13 protein-coding genes are annotated in these 17,341 nt (G+C 59.3%); 4 read left to right on the top strand and 9 right to left on the bottom strand.

Features of this window, described 5'->3' with window-relative positions; translation table 11 throughout:
- Positions 1-139: 139 nt before the first annotated feature.
- Both PAE61_RS06075 and PAE61_RS06070 read left to right on the top strand, forming a co-directional pair.
- Positions 140-2,014 (top strand): extracellular solute-binding protein, encoded by a 1,875-nt coding sequence (locus tag PAE61_RS06075; RefSeq protein WP_434803106.1) that lies wholly within the window; start codon positions 140-142, stop codon positions 2,012-2,014.
- 83 nt (positions 2,015-2,097) lie between these two features.
- The gene (locus tag PAE61_RS06070) at positions 2,098-2,433 is read left to right on the top strand and encodes a hypothetical protein (RefSeq protein WP_271114444.1); all 336 of its coding nucleotides are present in this window, start codon (positions 2,098-2,100) and stop codon (positions 2,431-2,433) included.
- On the opposite strand, the gene PAE61_RS06065 is transcribed toward PAE61_RS06070, so the two are convergent.
- From PAE61_RS06065 to recA, 3 genes are all read right to left on the bottom strand, one after another.
- Positions 2,430-3,506, bottom strand: coding sequence for a DUF1513 domain-containing protein (locus tag PAE61_RS06065; protein WP_271114443.1), 1,077 nt, complete (start codon positions 3,504-3,506; stop codon positions 2,430-2,432). The two genes, PAE61_RS06070 and PAE61_RS06065, sit on opposite strands and share 4 nt — an antisense overlap.
- Positions 3,506-4,498, bottom strand: a complete 993-nt coding sequence (locus PAE61_RS06060; RefSeq protein ID WP_271114442.1) for an imelysin family protein — start codon at positions 4,496-4,498, stop codon at positions 3,506-3,508. The genes PAE61_RS06065 and PAE61_RS06060 overlap by 1 nt, the downstream gene beginning before the upstream one ends.
- A 228-nt stretch (positions 4,499-4,726) precedes the next feature.
- A complete protein-coding gene (gene recA / locus PAE61_RS06055; protein ID WP_271114441.1) occupies positions 4,727-5,785 on the bottom strand; it encodes a recombinase RecA in 1,059 nt (352 codons plus the stop codon).
- Between the two features lie 207 nt (positions 5,786-5,992).
- Between recA and PAE61_RS06050 the strand changes: the two genes are divergently transcribed.
- Positions 5,993-6,577 (top strand): sulfotransferase family 2 domain-containing protein, encoded by a 585-nt coding sequence (locus PAE61_RS06050; RefSeq protein WP_271114440.1) that lies wholly within the window; start codon positions 5,993-5,995, stop codon positions 6,575-6,577.
- Here the strand turns inward: PAE61_RS06050 and PAE61_RS06045 are convergent.
- From PAE61_RS06045 to PAE61_RS06025, 5 genes are all read right to left on the bottom strand, one after another.
- Positions 6,574-8,601 (bottom strand): ATP-binding protein, encoded by a 2,028-nt coding sequence (locus PAE61_RS06045; RefSeq protein ID WP_271114439.1) that lies wholly within the window; start codon positions 8,599-8,601, stop codon positions 6,574-6,576. The two genes, PAE61_RS06050 and PAE61_RS06045, sit on opposite strands and share 4 nt — an antisense overlap.
- Before the next feature lie 67 nt (positions 8,602-8,668).
- Positions 8,669-9,832, bottom strand: a complete 1,164-nt coding sequence (locus tag PAE61_RS06040) for an RsmB/NOP family class I SAM-dependent RNA methyltransferase (RefSeq protein ID WP_271114438.1) — start codon at positions 9,830-9,832, stop codon at positions 8,669-8,671.
- Positions 9,829-12,885 (bottom strand): efflux RND transporter permease subunit, encoded by a 3,057-nt coding sequence (locus tag PAE61_RS06035; RefSeq protein WP_271114437.1) that lies wholly within the window; start codon positions 12,883-12,885, stop codon positions 9,829-9,831. The genes PAE61_RS06040 and PAE61_RS06035 overlap by 4 nt, the downstream gene beginning before the upstream one ends.
- Complete coding sequence (locus PAE61_RS06030; RefSeq protein ID WP_271114436.1) at positions 12,882-14,144, bottom strand: efflux RND transporter periplasmic adaptor subunit; 1,263 nt, start codon at positions 14,142-14,144, stop codon at positions 12,882-12,884. The genes PAE61_RS06035 and PAE61_RS06030 overlap by 4 nt, the downstream gene beginning before the upstream one ends.
- Positions 14,145-14,146: 2 nt before the next feature.
- Positions 14,147-14,416 (bottom strand): hypothetical protein, encoded by a 270-nt coding sequence (locus PAE61_RS06025; RefSeq protein ID WP_271114435.1) that lies wholly within the window; start codon positions 14,414-14,416, stop codon positions 14,147-14,149.
- A 264-nt stretch (positions 14,417-14,680) separates the two neighbouring features.
- Between PAE61_RS06025 and PAE61_RS06020 the strand changes: the two genes are divergently transcribed.
- Positions 14,681-15,322, top strand: coding sequence for a TetR/AcrR family transcriptional regulator (locus PAE61_RS06020; RefSeq protein WP_271114434.1), 642 nt, complete (start codon positions 14,681-14,683; stop codon positions 15,320-15,322).
- A 142-nt stretch (positions 15,323-15,464) separates the two neighbouring features.
- On the opposite strand, the gene PAE61_RS06015 is transcribed toward PAE61_RS06020, so the two are convergent.
- Positions 15,465-17,330 carry a Hint domain-containing protein gene (locus PAE61_RS06015; RefSeq protein ID WP_271114433.1) on the bottom strand — a complete coding sequence of 622 codons (1,866 nt, stop codon included), beginning with the start codon at positions 17,328-17,330 and terminating at the stop codon, positions 15,465-15,467.
- Positions 17,331-17,341: the final 11 nt, after the last annotated feature.

Here is a 17,341-nt window from a genome sequence, read left to right as displayed (position 1 = left end):
CAAGAAACCTATCGAGCAGTGAGTCATTTATAGGCGAAACCGTGCGCGAGTCCAAGGCTGTTATTTGTCACGGTAAACCGGCTCGGCTAGTCTGCCCTTTGAATTCACTGGCATTTGCCGCATGGGAGCCGACGTCGCGATGCGAATCTTCAAAAAACCTAACGAATCCGCGATCAGAAGCATGTTTACGGTCGGTTTCCTAGCATGTGCCGCTGTTGCAGCGATGCCGCTGACAAGCCTTGGCGAGCCCGCTCATGGCATCGCGATGTATGGCGAACCCGCGCTGCCGGAAGGATTTTCTCATCTGCCTTATGCGAATCCGGACGCCCCGGCAGGCGGAACGATTCGTTTGGCCGAATCGGGCAGTTATGACTCGCTGAACCCCTGGGTCCTCCGCGGAAACCCGGCCTGGCCGATTTTCACCATGCCCGGCGTGGTCGCGGAATCGCTGATGCTGCGTTCCCTGGACGAACCTTTCACGCTTTACGGCCTGCTGGCCGAAACCGTCGAAACCGACCCTGATCGGAACTGGGTCGAATTCACCCTGCGCCCCGAAGCGCGGTTCTCGGACGGCACTCCGGTGACCATCGAGGATGTGATGTGGTCCTATGAAACTCTCGGAACACAGGGCCATCCCCGGTATCGCGGCGCATGGTCCAAGGTCGAGAAAATGGAGCAGACCGGCGAGAACAGCATCCGCTTCACCTTTAATGTCCGGGATCGAGAGCTTGCCCTGCTGATGGGCATGCGCCCGGTCCTCAAGAAGGCCCAATGGGAGGGCAAGGACTTCGCCACGCCGGGAATGGAGCCGCCGATCGGGTCCGGTCCCTATATCATCGAACGCGCCGACCCCGGCCGCTCTCTGACGCTGCGCAAGAACCCGGACTGGTGGGGCAAGGATTTGCCGGTGAATCAGGGGCTGCATAATCTCGATACCGTCATTTATGAATATTTCGGCGACAACAATGCGATGTTCGAGGCCTTCAAGGCAGGCGATATCGATGTCTGGCGCGAGCTGGATATTACAAGCTGGCAGAACGAGTTCGATTTTCAGCGTGCCGTCTCGGGTGAGATCGTTCAGTCCGAAATCCCCAATAACCGGCCGTCCGGTATCATGGGGCTGGTCATGAATACGCGAGAGCCGCTTTTCGCCGACTGGCGGGTGCGGCAGGCGATGATCGAGGCGTTCAACTGGAAATTCATCAACGACACGCTGAGCGGAGGACAGGAAAAGCGGATCACCTCGTATTTCGCGAATTCCTCATTGGCGATGCAGCCCGGTGCGCCAGCCGAGGGCCGTGTGCGCGAGCTTCTGGAACCCTATGCGGATCAGTTGCTGCCGGGAGCACTGGATGGCTACGCCCTGCCCGAAGGATCGGAACAGCCGGTCGACCGCCGCAGCATGCGCCGTGCCATCGGCCTGCTGGAAGATGCGGGCTGGACGGTCAAAGACGGCGTCATGACCAATGCCGATGGCCAGACCTTCACCTTCGACATTCTGCTGAACCAGTCGGGAAGCGCCATGTCCACCGCCTCGGAAATGCAGCAAATGGCGGATATTTTCGTTCAGGCGCTTGGGAATATGGGCATTCAGGCGCGTGTCACCATGCTGGACAGTGCGCAATATATCGAACGGACCAACAGCTATAATTTCGACATGACCTGGTATGATCGCGCCTTGTCGCTGTCGCCGGGGAATGAGCAGCTTCTTTACTGGGGCTCTGGCGGGGTGACGGCACCGGGGACGCGGAACTTCATGGGCATCGCCTCGCCGCCTCTGGAAGCAATCATCTTTGAGATGGTCAATGCAAAGGGTCCCGAAAACTTCACCGCCGCCGTGCGGGCGCTTGACCGGATGCTGACGACGGGGCGCTATGTTATCCCGGCAGGATATTCGCCGGTCAGCCTGCTGGCGCATGAGGCCACGCTGAAATTTCCCGACACGATCCCCGTTTATGGCGATTACCCCGGCTTCCTTCCCGAAACATGGTGGCGCGAAGATGCTGCACAATAAGGGAACCCTCGACGGGTGACTGCCGTTTCGGCCTCATAACGCGTGAACGTAACCGACCCGCGTCGATCAGAAGGAGTTTCGCCATGAAATGGCATCATGTCGCCGATAACTGGTCCGCATTTTACGAAGCCATCATCGACCGTTGGCCCTCTGCCGACGATGCCGATCTGGATGAGATCGACGGGGATCAGCGCGCCTTCCTGCGCTATATCGCCGAGATTGAGGGGCTGGAAACCGAAGAGGCCCGCGAGGAAATCCGCGAATGGCTTGCCGGTGAGATTCCCTCGGATGTCGTCATGGATGAATCTCATGACGATATCTCGATCCGCAACTCGTCCAAATATGTCGGCGAAGGCGAGGACGAATATGACGACGATGCACGTTTCGGCGATGATAACGAGGGTGGCGAGACAGACTAGCTCAGCGGTGAGATACGCACCATGTGGTTATCCCATGACAGATCGTGCCGTGCCAGAAGACGCAGCCCGTCCCTATCCGCCGCCCAGACAGCGCCTGCGCCATCGGTCAGTGTAAAACTGTCCCTGCCCCGTGCCGCCGCACCGCAGATATCCGCCCGTTTCATCGTGGCAAGATGTGCGCCGGACGCATCATGGATCATGACCACGCCCCCGACCGGAGAGGTGATCGCGATCAGCCCTTCCGGCGTCGCGGCAATCGAGCCGGCATAGAAATTCATCGCATAGGCATCCTTCGCCGCCGGAGCATGGCAGGTCAGCGGTCCGTCCCCGATGGCCAGCCCCAAAAGCGGCACCGGATCGGCTTTCTGACCCTGCCACTGCATCGCAAAGGCAATGCCCGCCGGAAGCAAGGCAAGATGCCGGATCGAGTTCTGCGCCAGATCAGCCGCAAATTCGCGCTTCAACAGCAGCCCCCCATCCGCATCGAGAATCGCAAGATTGGGCCGCATCCGGTCGAGATTCAGCGGTGTCCGGTCCGTCGGATCGGTTTCAATCCCGCCATTTGCCACGACCAGATTGCCATCGGGCAAAAGCCGCAACTCATGCGGCCCGATCCCGTGGCTGTCCCATTCATCCAGACGGCGATATCTGTCGCGCACGTCCCAGACCCCGATCCTGCCGACAGAGCCTTCGGCAACCACCTCAGAGGTGTAAAGCAGGCTCCCATCACCGGAAAATGCGCCATGCCCGTTGAACTGACGCCCGGCAGGCGGCGTCAGGCGGCGGATCACCTCACCAGTCCGGCAATCGAGCACCAGCCCGAACGTGCCCGGCCTGCGTGCAAAGGCGACCGCCTCGGCCCGGTAGGGATGCGCCGCAGCAGCATGACCGCGATCAGGCAGCGACACAGAAAAGGTGATCCGGCCTTCAGCATCTATGCCGTGCATCGCATAGCTGCCATCCGAATGTTTTGCCGCCGCGACCCAGTCCGGAGCACCGACTGACGCCCATCCCCTGACCGGCAGAATCGCGGCTGCGGCCAGCCCCTTGAGGAGCGTCCTTCGATCCGCCATCAGTCTCCGTCCCGCGAGTTGAAACCGACGCTGAGCCCAAGAGCCTCGCCGATCTCGGTCTCGACTGCCCGTTTAGCTGCACGAACCGCGTTTTGCAGTTCGACGATCCGTACCCTTTTCTCCGGTTCGGCCACACCGGCAAGAATCGGGTCGTCGATCTGACGCGCCAGATCTATGGCCTGATCGAAACCCGCCCGCGTGTCCACCGCATCGGGCCGTATCGCAAGGGCCATGTCGCGCATCCCCTCAAGCGACAAGGTAATATTCCGCAGGCTCCGCCCCGATGCGAGGCTTTCCGCACGCTCGGGGCGAGGCGCATCCTCCGTGCCAAGCGGTCGGCCTATCCGCGTATCGGCGAGATATTCCATCCCGGTGACAAGCTGCGTATAGACCGCCTGCATCGCCTCTTGCCCGGTCAGATAGGTCTGGTTGCCCGCCTCGCCCGCGCTTGTCAGAACCTGCGCAAAATCCGGCCATTTCAATGCAACCTCACCCGTCATCCGGGCCAGATCGGCTGCCGTTGCCCTGCGCAGACGACACAGCCTGTCCTCATCTCCGGTGACGCCGCCGGGATACAGCAGGCGTTCCATCCCGGAGAGGCCACGCGCCGCAACGGAAATACTGGCGAAGCTTTCCGGATCGTCGATGACCTCTGATTTCGAATCGACCAACCCCTGCTGGGTCCGCTGCCCTGAAGACTTCGGATCGGGCCAGAAACTGATCGCCAGCGACCGGCCCTGTTCTTCAACCGGCCCAAGATGGAAATAATCGATCCGCGCCCAGTCATCCCAGATAGCCTGAAAATTCTCTTGCAGATTTTCAGCAGAGCAATCCTGCTGCGCCGCAAGATCAAGCGCCTCGGCCGATTTCGACAGCTCGTCATAGGCCGGAGCAATCACATCCCCGGATATCGACGCCAGATCAGCCATCGCAACAGAGGCTGAGCAGAGCGTCACCGCCCCGGCCAGAAAATATCGCTTCACGATGTTCATCTCATCCCCTTGATTCGCCTGCAGTACCGCCCGGTTTCGGATGAGTGCGGGCGATATCAGGCTGGCAAACGACCCGGGCGTCACCGTTATGATTGGCAGATTCGCCATCTTCGTTCAATGATGCAGGGCCAATGCGTTTATTGGTTGCGCCCGAAGCAACAGCTTCTGCGGAAAAGAAAAGACCCACTGCTGCCGGCGGGTCTTTGTCTTCAATCCGTCAAGCGGCGCTTATTCGTCGGAAATAACATCCTCTTCGCCACCAGTCGTTTCGAATTCCAACCCGTGGCTGGCACGGATCTTGTCCTCGATCTCCAAAGCGACGGCTGAATTCTCACGCAGGAACTGCTTGGCGTTCTCACGCCCCTGCCCGATCCGCTGATCGCCATAGGAATACCAGGAACCGGATTTTTCGACCACACCCGCCTTGACTCCCAGATCGACCAGTTCGCCCATCTTGGAGATGCCCTCGCCATACATGATGTCGAATTCGACCTGACGGAAGGGCGGCGCGACCTTGTTCTTGACGACCTTCACCCGGGTGGTGTTGCCGACCACCTCATCACGGTCCTTGACCGAACCGATCCGGCGGATATCCAGACGAACCGAAGCATAGAATTTCAGCGCATTCCCGCCCGAAGTGGTTTCCGGGCTGCCGAACATCACACCGATTTTCATACGGATCTGGTTGATGAAGATCACCATGCAATTGCTGCGCCCGATCGAGGCCGTCAGCTTGCGCATCGCCTGGCTCATCAGCCGGGCCTGTGCACCGACCTGATGATCGCCCATATCGCCTTCGATTTCGGATTTCGGTGTCAGCGCCGCGACCGAATCGACCACGACCATATTCACCGCGCCCGAACGCACCAGCGTATCGACGATTTCCAGCGCCTGTTCGCCGGTATCGGGCTGCGAAATCAGCAACTCGTCCAGATTGACGCCAAGCTTGCGGGCATAATGCGGGTCAAGCGCATGCTCGGCATCCACGAAAGCGCAGACCCCGCCCTTTTTCTGTTCTTCCGCGACAGCATGCAGCGTCAGCGTCGTCTTGCCCGAGCTTTCCGGGCCATAAATTTCAATGATCCGCCCTTTCGGCAGACCGCCGATCCCAAGCGCAATATCCAGTCCCAGAGACCCGGTCGATGTCGACTCGATTTCGGCCACGGGATTATCCACGCCGAGCTTCATGATCGATCCCTTGCCGAACTGCCGTTCGATCTGCGCAAGTGCGCTGTCCAGGGCCTTCTGCTTATCGGCCGATCTTTTTTCCATACTCAGTTCGCTCATCCTGCCTACACTCCTTGCCCTTATCTCAGAACATGTTCGGCGGCTCAATCGACGCAAGGTGATGTTCTGTTAATGTTCTCAATACGTGAACATCAATGCCTTGGCAAGCTCCGCGGCAATCTGCTTAGCAACGAATTCTTAAGCGACGGTTTACACCCTCCCGGCGACACCATATTCCATGACGCGACATCCGACAGAGCAGGTTAAATGCTGATATTCTGGGAACAAAGACTGGTTTTCCTTGCCACGCCGAAGGCCGGATCGACGGCAATCGAGGTCGCACTGGAACCTCTGGCCAGCCTCGCCGTCCAGCATCCGCCCGAGATGAAGCATGCCGATGCCAGCAGGTTTCACCGCCATATTCACCCCTGGCTTCAGGACCTGACGGATGATCATTTTACCACGGTCGCGCTGATGCGAGAACCGATTGAGTGGCTGCGAAGCTGGTATCGATTCCATCTGCGCGACGAACCGGAAAGCGACGGAGCGCTGCCCGAAAACGGGTTCGAGGGATTTGTCCGCCGCTATCTCGACAATCCGAAATCCGTCACACAGGGGATCGGCGCACAGGCCGATTTCCTGACCGCCGGAGAGGCGCGGATCGACCGTATCTTCCGCTATGAGCATATCGACGCCTTCACCCGCTTTCTGGATGAATGGCTGGATTGCGAGATCAGCCTCCCGCGCGTCAACGTGCCACCATCCGCCGATGTCTCACTGACGCCGGAAACCGATGCCACGCTGCGTCAGGCTCTTGCCCGCGATTTCGGCCTGTATGAGAGCCTGACCTAGACCATCTCATCCAGCTTCGCCTCGACCGCTGCGGTTAGCCCGCCCAGTGAAAACGGTTTTTGCAGGAAGGATGCGCCGTCAATCGGAGAGCGGCCATCTTCGAAGACATCCTCGGTGTAGCCGGACATGAAGATCACCCCCGCGGCGGGCCGGTCCTTCAGCGCCTGCCGCACCCAGCTTGGACCGTCCAGACCCGGCATGACCACATCGGACACGAAAATATCGACCTTAAGCGAATCGTCGCCCAAGAGACCAAGCGCCTTGTCACCGGATTCCGCCTCCAGCACCTCATAGCCCTTCAGGCGCAAGGCGCGGGCGGCAAAAGCACGCACCGACGATTCATCTTCAGCCAGAAGCACAACCTGATCTGAAGGCTTTCTCAGCACAGACCGAGAGGCGGGGGCGGTTTCGGTCATATCGTCATCCTGCCCGTTATAGGCAGGCAAATAGACGCAAAAACTGGTGCCCTTGCCCAGTCTGGTTTCGAACATGATATAGCCGCCCGTTTGCTTGACGATCCCATAGGCCGTCGAAAGCCCAAGCCCGGTTCCCTCTCCAACTTCTTTGGTGGTGAAAAACGGCTCAAAGACCTTTTCTGCGATATCCGCAGGAACCCCGCAGCCTTCATCCACCACGCTGATACGCACATATTTGCCCGGCGGGATGGCGAATCTTCCGAAATGCTGCGCCTCTCCGAAGGCCACATTCCTTGTCACGATACTGACGCTTCCGCCGTCGGGCATGGCATCACGGGCATTCACGACCAGATTCACGATGACCTGTTCTATCTTGCCCCGATCCGCCCGCACCGGCTCAAGCACGGAATCATAGCTGAAATGAAGTCTGATCCTGTCCCCCAGTAGGCGCTTCAGAAGATGCGAGAGATCCGAGAACATCTCGCGCAGTTCGAGACGTTGCGGCTTGAGCGTCTGCTTGCGCGAGAAGGCCAGCAAGTGACTGACCAGATTGGCGGCGCGACTGGTATTCTGGTTGATCTGATCCAGATCGGCGTAATCCGGGTCATCCTTGCCGCGCCTGAGCATCAGCATGTCGCAATACCCGCCTATTGCCGTCAGCAAATTGTTGAAATCATGCGCGATACCGCCCGCAAGCTGCCCGATTGCCTGCATTTTCTGACCCTGCACGAATTGCGCCTCAAGGGTTTTCATCGCCCGCGCATCTGTCAGAACCGCAAGCAGATTGGCGCGATCTTCATCCTCCGGATAAAGCGAAACCTGAATAAACCTGTCCTGCCCCGCCCCGGGCGCGTGCAGCACCTCGGGAACGACCGGATTCACCGCGCTTCGCGCCTCTGCCAGCCAGTCATCGAAGGGACGTCCAAGACCGTCAAACACGCGCGAGACATGCTCTCCCTCGCTATCCTGCCCGCAATAGGGTCTGGCCGCAGAATTGACATAGGCAATCCGGCCCTTCTGGTCGATCAGCATCATCGCAATGGGAAGCGCATCATATTTCCGCGTATTGTCCACTGCGAGACCCGGTTCGGCTTCCTCAATCCACAGATACAGCAACTCACAGCCGCTACGTTCAGCAATCAGACGGTCCTGCGATGGCAACTCGCTGACGGCATGGCCATGACGGAACGCCTGCGCCCTCAGCCGGGCGGCAGCCCCTTCGGCGTCGGCAAATTGACCCGACAGAAGCTGCGACAACTGGGCGTCGATCAGGTCCTGCCACCGCTTACACGCAAGATCGGACTGCGCAAGGATGCGGCCATCCTTGCAGACAGCCCATGCCATTTTCCCGGATGTCGACAGCCGCGATTTCAGACGCGCCAGTTCTCTTCTCCGGCGAAACTCATCCCGCAGCCGCGAAAAGGCGATACCTCCACCAAGCATGCACCAGCCAATCGCAATGATCGTCGCCGCGAAAGAGATCTGTCCGCCAGTCCCGCCATGACGCCCTGCCGTGACGTGATAGAGCTCCACGGCGATTATCGGAAGCGCCAGCACCGGAACCCAGAGCCCCGCCTCATGCGGCAGCCGGTAGAGCCTCTTCTTCATCGGAAAATTCCTTCGCCTCTATCGGCGATACGAATATTTCAGCTAATTTAACAAATGGTTAAATCGCTTACTGCCGACGCTTCAGCAGCGACAGGAAAAACCCGTCCGATGCCTCCAGCGGCGTCCAGTTAGACCGGATCTGCTCTGAGAATTCGGGATTATCGGTCATGAACGCGTCGATCTGATCGCCATTTTCGACGTCCAGCAACGAGCATGTCATATAGGCGAGAAACCCTCCGGGGCCGGTCAGCGCCGCGCTTTGCGACAGGATCTGTGCCTGAGTCGCCAGAAGCTCCCGCAGATCCTCTGGCCGGATGCGCCATTTTGAATCGGGCGTTCTGCGCCATGTGCCGGAACCCGAACAAGGGACATCGGCCACAACCAGATCATAGTCGCCGCCAAGCTTTTCGCGGGTTTCAATCCTGATCGAGACCCCTGCCCGTTTCGCACGCTCCGGCAGGTCGGCCATCCGGGAAGGCGCTGCGTCATGCGCCGTAATCCGCAGATCCTCGCGGGCGGCAAGTGCCAGCGACTTGCCACCACCTCCGGCGCAGTAATCCAGAACGCGTGCGCCCTGTTTCAGCGGCAGAGACGCACAGGCCAATTGTGGAGACAGATCCTGAAGTTCAACCAGCCCCGTCCGATAGGCCTCGGATGCGTTGATCCGCCGTTCTCCATCGGTCACCAGCAACGCTCCGGCAAGACGCGGGTCCTCTTTCGCCGTGATCCCGTCCCGCAGCAGCGATGCGCAAGCCTGCTCTGGACCTGACAGTCGTGAGTTGACCCTTAGCCAGACCGGAGCACGTTCCCGCATCATATGCGCCAGAGGCAATGCGCGGGACCCAAGCGAAGCCTGCCAATGCTGCCAGATCCAGTCCGGCATATCTCCAAGACGATCAGCCTCTGCGGGGGTTGTTCCGCCCGCTTTCTCGGCTTCGCCAAGCGGCTCGGGCGCGTGTCGCTCACCGGTGAAGACCCCAGCCGGATCTTCCGACCGCAACCGGAGCAAGCCAAGCATCAGCCCGCGCCCGCCTGGCCCGCCGCCCAAAGCCGCCAGACTGTCACGCCGCCGCAGTGCCTCGAACACCAGATCGCGGATCGCGGCGCGGTCGCCGGAACCGGCAAACCTGCTGGCTCGCGCCCATCGGATCAAGGCCTGTTCCGCAGGGCTGCCGGCAAGAATATCGTCGAGAATACCAATCGCGGCCGCCACCCGCGCCGCAGGCCTCATATCGTCCCCCCGCTATCGGCGGGGCTGTTGATCCCGATACGTCGAGTCAGCCAGCCGCCGGTTCTTTGTTGCAGACCGTGGATGACCGAGAACAGCGCAGGCACGAAAAGCAGCGACAGAAGCGTCGACAGAAGCAGCCCCCCGATCACCGCCACCGCCATCGGAGAACGGAACTCTCCGCCCGCGCCAGACCCAATCGTGGAAGGCACCATCCCCGCCGTCATCGCGATGGTTGTCATGATGATCGGACGGGCGCGTTTATGGACCGCATCAAGCAGCGCCTCGCGTTTCGGAACGCCCGCATCCATTGCAGACAAGGCAAATTCCACAAGCATGATCGCGTTCTTTGTGACGATCCCCATCAGCATGAGAAAGCCGATAATGACCGGCAGGCTCATGGCATAGCCGAAAAAATACAGCGCGAAAATCGCGCCGCCAATGGCCAGCGGAAGCGACAGCAGGATAGAGACCGGTGTGATGAAGCTGTGAAACAGCAGAACCAGCACCACAAATACCAGCATGATGCCCGCAGCCATCGCCGTGCCGAACGCCTCGAAAATATCGTTCATGATCTCGACATCGCCGGATGGCTGGATCTCGGTGCCGGGCGGAAGCTCGATCTCGTCGCGAAGCTGGCTGACCCGCGCCTCGGCCTGACCAAGCGTCGTGCCCTCGGTCAGGTTCGCCGAGACGGATGTGCGGAAACGGCGGTCATAGCGGCCAATTTCGGTCGCCCCGGCGGAATAGTCGATATCAGCCACCACTTCGAGCGGGATAAGCCCGTTCCGGCTGGGAACGCGAAGCTGGCTGATCTGTTCGATATCCTCACGCGCCTGGCGGTTCAGCCGCACCACGATCGGCACCTGATCGTCGCCCGCGTTGAACTTAGCAAGGTTCGATTCATCGTCGCCAATCGTCGCCACACGCAAAGTCGTCGCCAGATCAAGAGCCGTCACCCCAAGCTGCGCCGCCAGATCGGGTTTCGGCGTGACGGTCAGCTCGGGACGCTGGAGATTGGCCGAGCTGGTCACGCCTTCAAGCTCGGGCAAGGTTTTCATCTGATCCATGAGAAGCTGAGCGGCTTCGGATGCTGCCTCTTCCGTATCGCCCAGAACGCTGATCTGGAAATCGTTGACCCCGCTTTCATTCATGTAATTCAGCCGAAGATCGGGGATCGCAGCGAGCGCCAGTTTCACCTCTTCCTCAAGGTCGAACTGGCTGCGGTCACGGTCTTCCTTGGAACCGAAATCGACTGACAGGCGCGCCTGCGCAACATCGCCCGTGCCGCCCTCAACAAAGACCGATCTTACCTCGGGGATCGGAGCCAGTGCTTCCGTAAGGCGGCGGGTTTCATCCTCTGTATCGGTGATCCTCGCCCCGGGCGGCAGATCCACCTCGATGGTCGAACGACCGATATCGGTGGGCGGCATGAATTCGGTCGGCAGAAACCCCGCCGAGAAGATCGAGCCGATGAACACGACCACGCCAAAAATCAGCGTCACGGCCCGGTGGCTCAGCGTCCAGCACGAGATCCGCATCAGCGAGCGCATCACAAGCCCGTCCTTCGGCTCGGAATGCGGGGCGCTTTTCATGAGATAGGCGGCCATCATCGGCGTGATGATCCGCGCCACCAGAAGCGAGAACAGGACCGACACAGCCACGGTCAGGCCGAACTGCTTGAAATACTGCCCGGCAATGCCCGACATGAAACTGACAGGCGCGAAAACCGCGACAATGGAGAAACTGATCGCGATCACGGTTGTCCCGATTTCCGTCGCGGCTTCCTCGGATGCCTGATAGGCGGGAACGCCCATATTGATATGGCGAACGATATTCTCGATCTCGACAATGGCATCATCGACAAGAATGCCGGTCACCAGCGTGATCCCAAGCAGGCTGATCGAGTTCAGCGTAAACCCCAGCAGATCCATCGCGAAAAATGTCGGAATGATCGACAGCGGCAAAGCCACGGCGGCGATCAGCGTCGCCCGCCAGTTGCGCAGGAACAGGAACACGACCACAATCGCCAGTGCCGCGCCTTCATACAGAGTCTCCATCGCCTGATGGAAATTCGCCTCGGTGAAAACAGTATAATCACTGATCAGATAGATCTCGGTAGACGGATAGCGAGCACGGATATCGTCCAGCCGCTCAGCCGTGGCCTCGGCGGCCTCCAGATCGGATTCGCCACTGGCGCGGAAGATGCCGAAGGCCACGACCGGGGTTCCGTCATACAGCGCAAAGCTGCGCTCTTCCGACGCGCCGTCAATCACCTCGCCAAGCTGATCGAGGCGGATCGTCCTGCCATTGGCGATGGGAATCGCTGTCGCGGCAAGCTGTTCCAGCGTATCCGCCCCGCCAAGCGCCCGGATCGAAAATTCGGTCCCCGACAAATCGCCCCGGCCGCCGCCAAGGTCGATATTCCTGACCCGCAACTGCTCGGACACCCCGGCTGCGGTCAGCCCATGCGCCAGCAACCGGTCAGGGTCCAGCTCAATCTTGATTTCCCGGTCGGCCCCGCCCATCCGCGAGACCTGACCGACCGCGCTGATCGACAGAAGCTCTCCGGCGATCACGTCATCGACAAATTCCGAAAGCTCCTCGATAGAGCGGGTTTCATCGCGGACCGCATAGGTCAGGATCGGTATCCCAGTCACATCCAGCCTGCGCACGACAGGTTCGGTAATCCCTTCCGGCAGCGTGTCGCGGATCTCGGCAACGGCGTCCTTCACGTCGTTCACGGCCCGGTCGCTATCGGTTTCCAGCTCAAACTCGACCAGCACCGACAGCGTGGCATCCGAGGCCGTCACGGTGGTGTGCCGGACCCCGGTGACCGAGGCAATCGCGTCCTCTATCGGCTGCGCGGTCTGGCTGATCAGTTCGGACGGCGCGGCACCGGGCTGAGCGACGGAGACCGTGACAAGGGGCAGGTCGATATTCGGAAACTCAGTGACCGGCAAAGTCCGGAAGCTGAAAAGCCCCGCGATCATCAGCACCAGGAACAGCGCGACAGGCGGCACCGGGTGGCGTATGGACCAGGTCGAAAGATTCATTGTCCGGTCCCCGAGACGAGCCCCGCCTGTTCGTCGGGCGTGACTTCACCGGCTGTCTCGTCCCGAAAATCTTCGCCATCGCCGCTTTGGTCTGCCTCATCGCTGCTGCGCATATCATCGGCAGACACCGCCTCTACGCGATCCCCGTCGCGGAAAAACGCACCGGCCCGGGCAATGATGATCTCTCCTTCCTCAAGCCCCGAGAGGATTTCCCGCCTGCCCTGCCAGATCTCTCCGGCCTCGACCTTTCTGGTTTCGATGATCCCGTCACGCACGACCTGCACGATTTCACCGTCCTGATCGTCAAGCACGGCGGTCAGAGGTACGCTGAGCCCGTCATGAATATCCGTCGTGATCCAGCCCGAGGCAAACAGGCCGGGCCGCAGATTATCCTTCTGTTCCAGTGAAATCCGCAGATCGCCAAGCCGTGTGGCGGCATCGACCGAGGCCGGCAGCAGCCGCACCTGCCCCGATACCGGCCCGATCCCCGCCACCTCGGCAGTCGCGGGATCGCCTTTCGAAAGCTGCTCAAGCGCCGTCTCGACGATTTCAGCCTGCCATTCGATCTCACCATCGGCAACGATGGTAAACATCGGCTCACCCGCGGCATTCGCCAGGGCACCGATACGCACGCTGCGGCCTGTCACAACCCCGGCAACCGGAGAGATGATCGTGGCGCGATCCAGATTCAGCCGCGCAATTTCAACGGCGGCATCCGCCGTCGCCTTCGTCGCCTCTGCCACGGACAGCCCGTCACGGGCCGAGGCAACCGCCGCCCGAGCCGCAGCCTCATTCGCCACAACCTCATCCAAAGCCGCCCGTGTCGCCGTCCCGCCGCTTTGCAGACGGGTCGTCCGTTCTAGAGCCGAAGCCGCCTGCGCCAGTGTCGCCTCGGCGCTGTCGATCTGACTGCGCGCCTGCCTGACCGCCGCCGAGGCACGCTGCGCCTCTGCTTCGGCCTGCGCAAGCTGAGCGCTGAGCGTCAGTTCGGACATCCGCGCCAGTACCTGACCGGCAGTCACCCTGTCACCGACTTCCGCGAGAATTTCGGTCACCTCATGACCAGTGACCTGCGGATAGACCAGTGCTTCGGTTCTGGCGACCAGCGAGCCTGACACGGGAACGCGAATCTCGAACGGTGCCAGTTCCGTTCGAACAACCGTCGCCATCTGCGCCGGACCGACCGTCCGTGTATCAGGCGCGTCCTGCGCAAGAGCGGTCCCCGCCGTCATGATCAGCATGATCAACGCACGCAGCATGTTTAATGAAATCCTTTATAAAACAGATGGCTAAGCACGATCAAAAATCTGTACAGGGCTTTGCAGACGCGCAGCAATATCTCCTTCATGAAGCTGCCAGCCTGCCGGATCATGCGGCAAACTACCCTAATGAAGCGTTTGGAAACAATCACAGTAATGCTATCGCCGTTCGGCAGCATCGAGGGGCTTTTTTCTGCAGGAACGGCTGCCGCGCAGGCATAAGGCCAAACTGCGGGGAAAACCGATTGGAAACGGATCGAAAGGATCGCCACAGGATACCGGCCTCCCAGGCAAAACCGGCATCCTAGACTTGCATTGGCACTCATTCCTCTCCTGGAGCGCGAACGCCTATTTCTGCCGTCCAAGGCCGACAGTGTGGCATGGCGTCGCGTAACTTTCCAACGCAAACCTTACCCTAGGTTCCAGATCGAGCAGTTTCTGAACAACGTTCAATTGCTGGACTGTTGACCCCTTCTTCTGTCTGCGTCAACCTCAATCTTATCAGCCTTCACATCCCGCCAGAGCCGCCGCCCTTAATGTCCGATAATCACTCGCCAGAGCAGATCAGTCTGAACATCCCCAAGGCGAAGCCCCGCCGCACCCGCGCTCAACTCAGAGAACAGACCCTCGCCGCAGCTCGCACCATTATCCTTGAAGATGGCCCGGAGGCACTGACGGCGCGACGGCTGGCACAAGCTGTAGGTTATACCCCCGGCACGATCTACAACCTGTTCGACAGCCTGCCGCATGTGTTGTGGGAGGTGAACCGCGCCCATTTCGAACGCATCGCATCATTGTTTTCAAACCTGCCAGACGGCGATCCCGAGACGCGGCTGCGCACACTCGCTACGCGCTATCTCGACCTTGTTGAGGCAGAACCAACTCTGTTCAGGGCACTTTTCGACGGCCCGCGAAGATCCGAGGAATTTCCGGACTGGTATCTCAACGCGATCTCGACACTTCTCGATCAGACAGCAGCAGAGCTGATATCGCTCGCACCGTACCTGTCAAAACGCATAGCCCGTCGGGAGGCAACGATGATCTATGCCGGCGTTCAGGGGATCGCGTCGCTGCGAAGTTCAAGACGGCTCGAATTACTAACGCGGGAGACGGCCACCGATCTGGCGGATTGCCTTCTGCAGAGGGTGCTTCGCGATCTCCGGAAGCAGAACAGCTGAGGCGCCTGACGCAGCAGAAAGCGCATCATGAAGCGAGCATTCCGGATCACTACTGCGGTGATATGTCGCAGCCCTCCCGAGAACCCGCCGGTTGCCCCAAGAGCGGCAAACTTCTGCGCCTAGCGCTTTTTGAGTTTCGCCTTCAATTTACCAGTGGCTTCTCATTGTTCTTATGACGTAGCGCCAGTCTGCGTCCCATCCGGCCCGGAGCAATGATCCGCACAGCGTGACACTCGTCGAAATCGCGCAGTTCAGGAAACAGTGTGAAAATCTCTTCCGCCGCTGTCGGTCCGACCGATTTCATCGCCTCCTCGCCTGTATAAAGCGACTCAGTTTCGGCTCCGTTCGCCAGCACGATCTGATGATCGTTCAGAAGGAAATGAACATAAGTCACCTCGTCCAGATCCTCTGCAATGTCCACGCCATCTACCTGACAAAGCTGTTTCGCCGCCACAAGCACCTCATTCGCCCCGAACATCCGCATGGCGATCTTCGACCGGATAAGCATCCGGTGCTGAGGCGAGACCAGCAAATCGGCCTGCGGCAAATCTGGGGCAAGCGCTCCCTTACGTATCCGGATGGGACGCAGGCGCGGATTGTCCGCAAAATCATCAGGGCCGCAGTAGCGTTTGCCTATCCAGCGGATTGGTTGCGACCCCGCATCGCGGGTTTCGACCAGATCGCCTAAAACGAGCTCACCGGCACAAACCTCGCCGGTAGCAGTGCTTATTTTCGCGTCCGACGCAAAACAGGCGACGTTGGTGTTGTCCCATGTAAGATCCAGCGGATTTACCGGCGAACCACCATTATTGATCGTCAGGTTCAACCCATCCGGATTGTCCAGCACGCCATCCGCCTGATCGGCGCGCATCCATTGAAGCGGATTTTTATAGTTCGTGCCATTATCCGCGTTGTACTGGTTCATATTTGCGACGGTGTAGTATCCGGACAAATCGACGAAATCGTTATCGTCTTGTCCCGTACCCGCCTGAATATTGCCATTATTGAAGTTCTGGCCCGTACCGGTATTGAAATCGGAGATCGTATCGCCTTCGCCAGCAATGAATGTGTCGAACCCGTCTCCACCCTCAAGCTCATCGGCGCCTGCACCCCCGTCGAGCTGATCCTCCCCGGCACCGCCCAACAGGCTATCACTTCCTCCCATTCCATACAGTTCATCATCGCCGGAACCGCCATCCAGAGTGTCAGCGTCGGTGCTGGCGTCCTCGCCAGTGAAATTTCCGTATAGTTCGTCGTCACCGCCGCCACCTTCGACGCTGTCAGCGCCCTGCCCCGCATAGACAGTATCATCGCCGAGCCCGGCTAAGACATGGTCACCGTCACCGGTCAGATAGTCGAGGATCGAGTCGTTTTCGTCGATGAAGTCGCCGTCGGCATCGTAATATCCAGCTGAAATTAGTTCTCCTGCATCCGTTCCATCGACATATCCATTGTTGAACGGCAGCTCATTCCGATCAGTGGAGACCTGTCCAAAAGGTCCGGTATCGTAGGTGGCATTTGCTGGAATTGTAATGGATATAATTGGAAACTCGACGAGGTCGAGTTCTGTTTCATTCGGATTATCAGTCAGCGGCGGAATAATAAATGCGTTACCGCTTTCATCCTGTAAAATCCGGACATCGGCTGTGATCGTACGATAAGTATTGGCTCCAGTGACCGGGTCTTTGCCTGTCAGTTGGACAATTTGAACATCTTCGACGATAACACCTGAATCGGCCTGCAATACATATTCGGTGCCGTTCAGCGTATAGGTGATGGTATCAACGTTTTCACCAACCTGATTGTGGTCAAAAGCCGCGCCTTCGCTGTCGTCGGGATCATTGAGTGTAACCGCAGTAAGTTCGGAAAACAAAGGATCAGAGGTCGAACCGAATGTTTGGCCGTCGAAAATACCCGCCGGATCATCAGCTACACTATTATTATCTTCGTCGGTATCCATATCCAACAGATCGCCCAAATAGAGCATTCTGTACGTTGCATCTGCCATCGCCATATCTC

The organism is Paracoccus aerodenitrificans, from assembly GCF_027913215.1.
Classification (GTDB): Bacteria; Pseudomonadota; Alphaproteobacteria; order Rhodobacterales; family Rhodobacteraceae; genus Paracoccus; species Paracoccus aerodenitrificans.
The sequence above is the reverse complement of the archived record's forward strand: the minus strand, read 5'-3'. Positions and strand labels throughout refer to the sequence as shown.

What these genes read in the sequence shown, in the direction of transcription:
- PAE61_RS06075 (WP_434803106.1), top strand. Translation starts at nt 140, where the DNA reads ATGCGAATCTTCAAAAAACCTAACGAATCCGCGATCAGAAGCATGTTT.
- PAE61_RS06070 (WP_271114444.1), top strand. Translation starts at nt 2,098, where the DNA reads ATGAAATGGCATCATGTCGCCGATAACTGGTCCGCATTTTACGAAGCC.
- PAE61_RS06065 (WP_271114443.1), bottom strand. Translation starts at nt 3,506, where the DNA reads ATGGCGGATCGAAGGACGCTCCTCAAGGGGCTGGCCGCAGCCGCGATT.
- PAE61_RS06060 (WP_271114442.1), bottom strand. Translation starts at nt 4,498, where the DNA reads ATGAACATCGTGAAGCGATATTTTCTGGCCGGGGCGGTGACGCTCTGC.
- recA (WP_271114441.1), bottom strand. Translation starts at nt 5,785, where the DNA reads ATGAGCGAACTGAGTATGGAAAAAAGATCGGCCGATAAGCAGAAGGCC.
- PAE61_RS06050 (WP_271114440.1), top strand. Translation starts at nt 5,993, where the DNA reads ATGCTGATATTCTGGGAACAAAGACTGGTTTTCCTTGCCACGCCGAAG.
- PAE61_RS06045 (WP_271114439.1), bottom strand. Translation starts at nt 8,601, where the DNA reads ATGAAGAAGAGGCTCTACCGGCTGCCGCATGAGGCGGGGCTCTGGGTT.
- PAE61_RS06040 (WP_271114438.1), bottom strand. Translation starts at nt 9,832, where the DNA reads ATGAGGCCTGCGGCGCGGGTGGCGGCCGCGATTGGTATTCTCGACGAT.
- PAE61_RS06035 (WP_271114437.1), bottom strand. Translation starts at nt 12,885, where the DNA reads ATGAATCTTTCGACCTGGTCCATACGCCACCCGGTGCCGCCTGTCGCG.
- PAE61_RS06030 (WP_271114436.1), bottom strand. Translation starts at nt 14,144, where the DNA reads ATGCTGCGTGCGTTGATCATGCTGATCATGACGGCGGGGACCGCTCTT.
- PAE61_RS06020 (WP_271114434.1), top strand. Translation starts at nt 14,681, where the DNA reads ATGTCCGATAATCACTCGCCAGAGCAGATCAGTCTGAACATCCCCAAG.
- PAE61_RS06015 (WP_271114433.1), bottom strand. Translation starts at nt 17,330, where the DNA reads ATGGCAGATGCAACGTACAGAATGCTCTATTTGGGCGATCTGTTGGAT.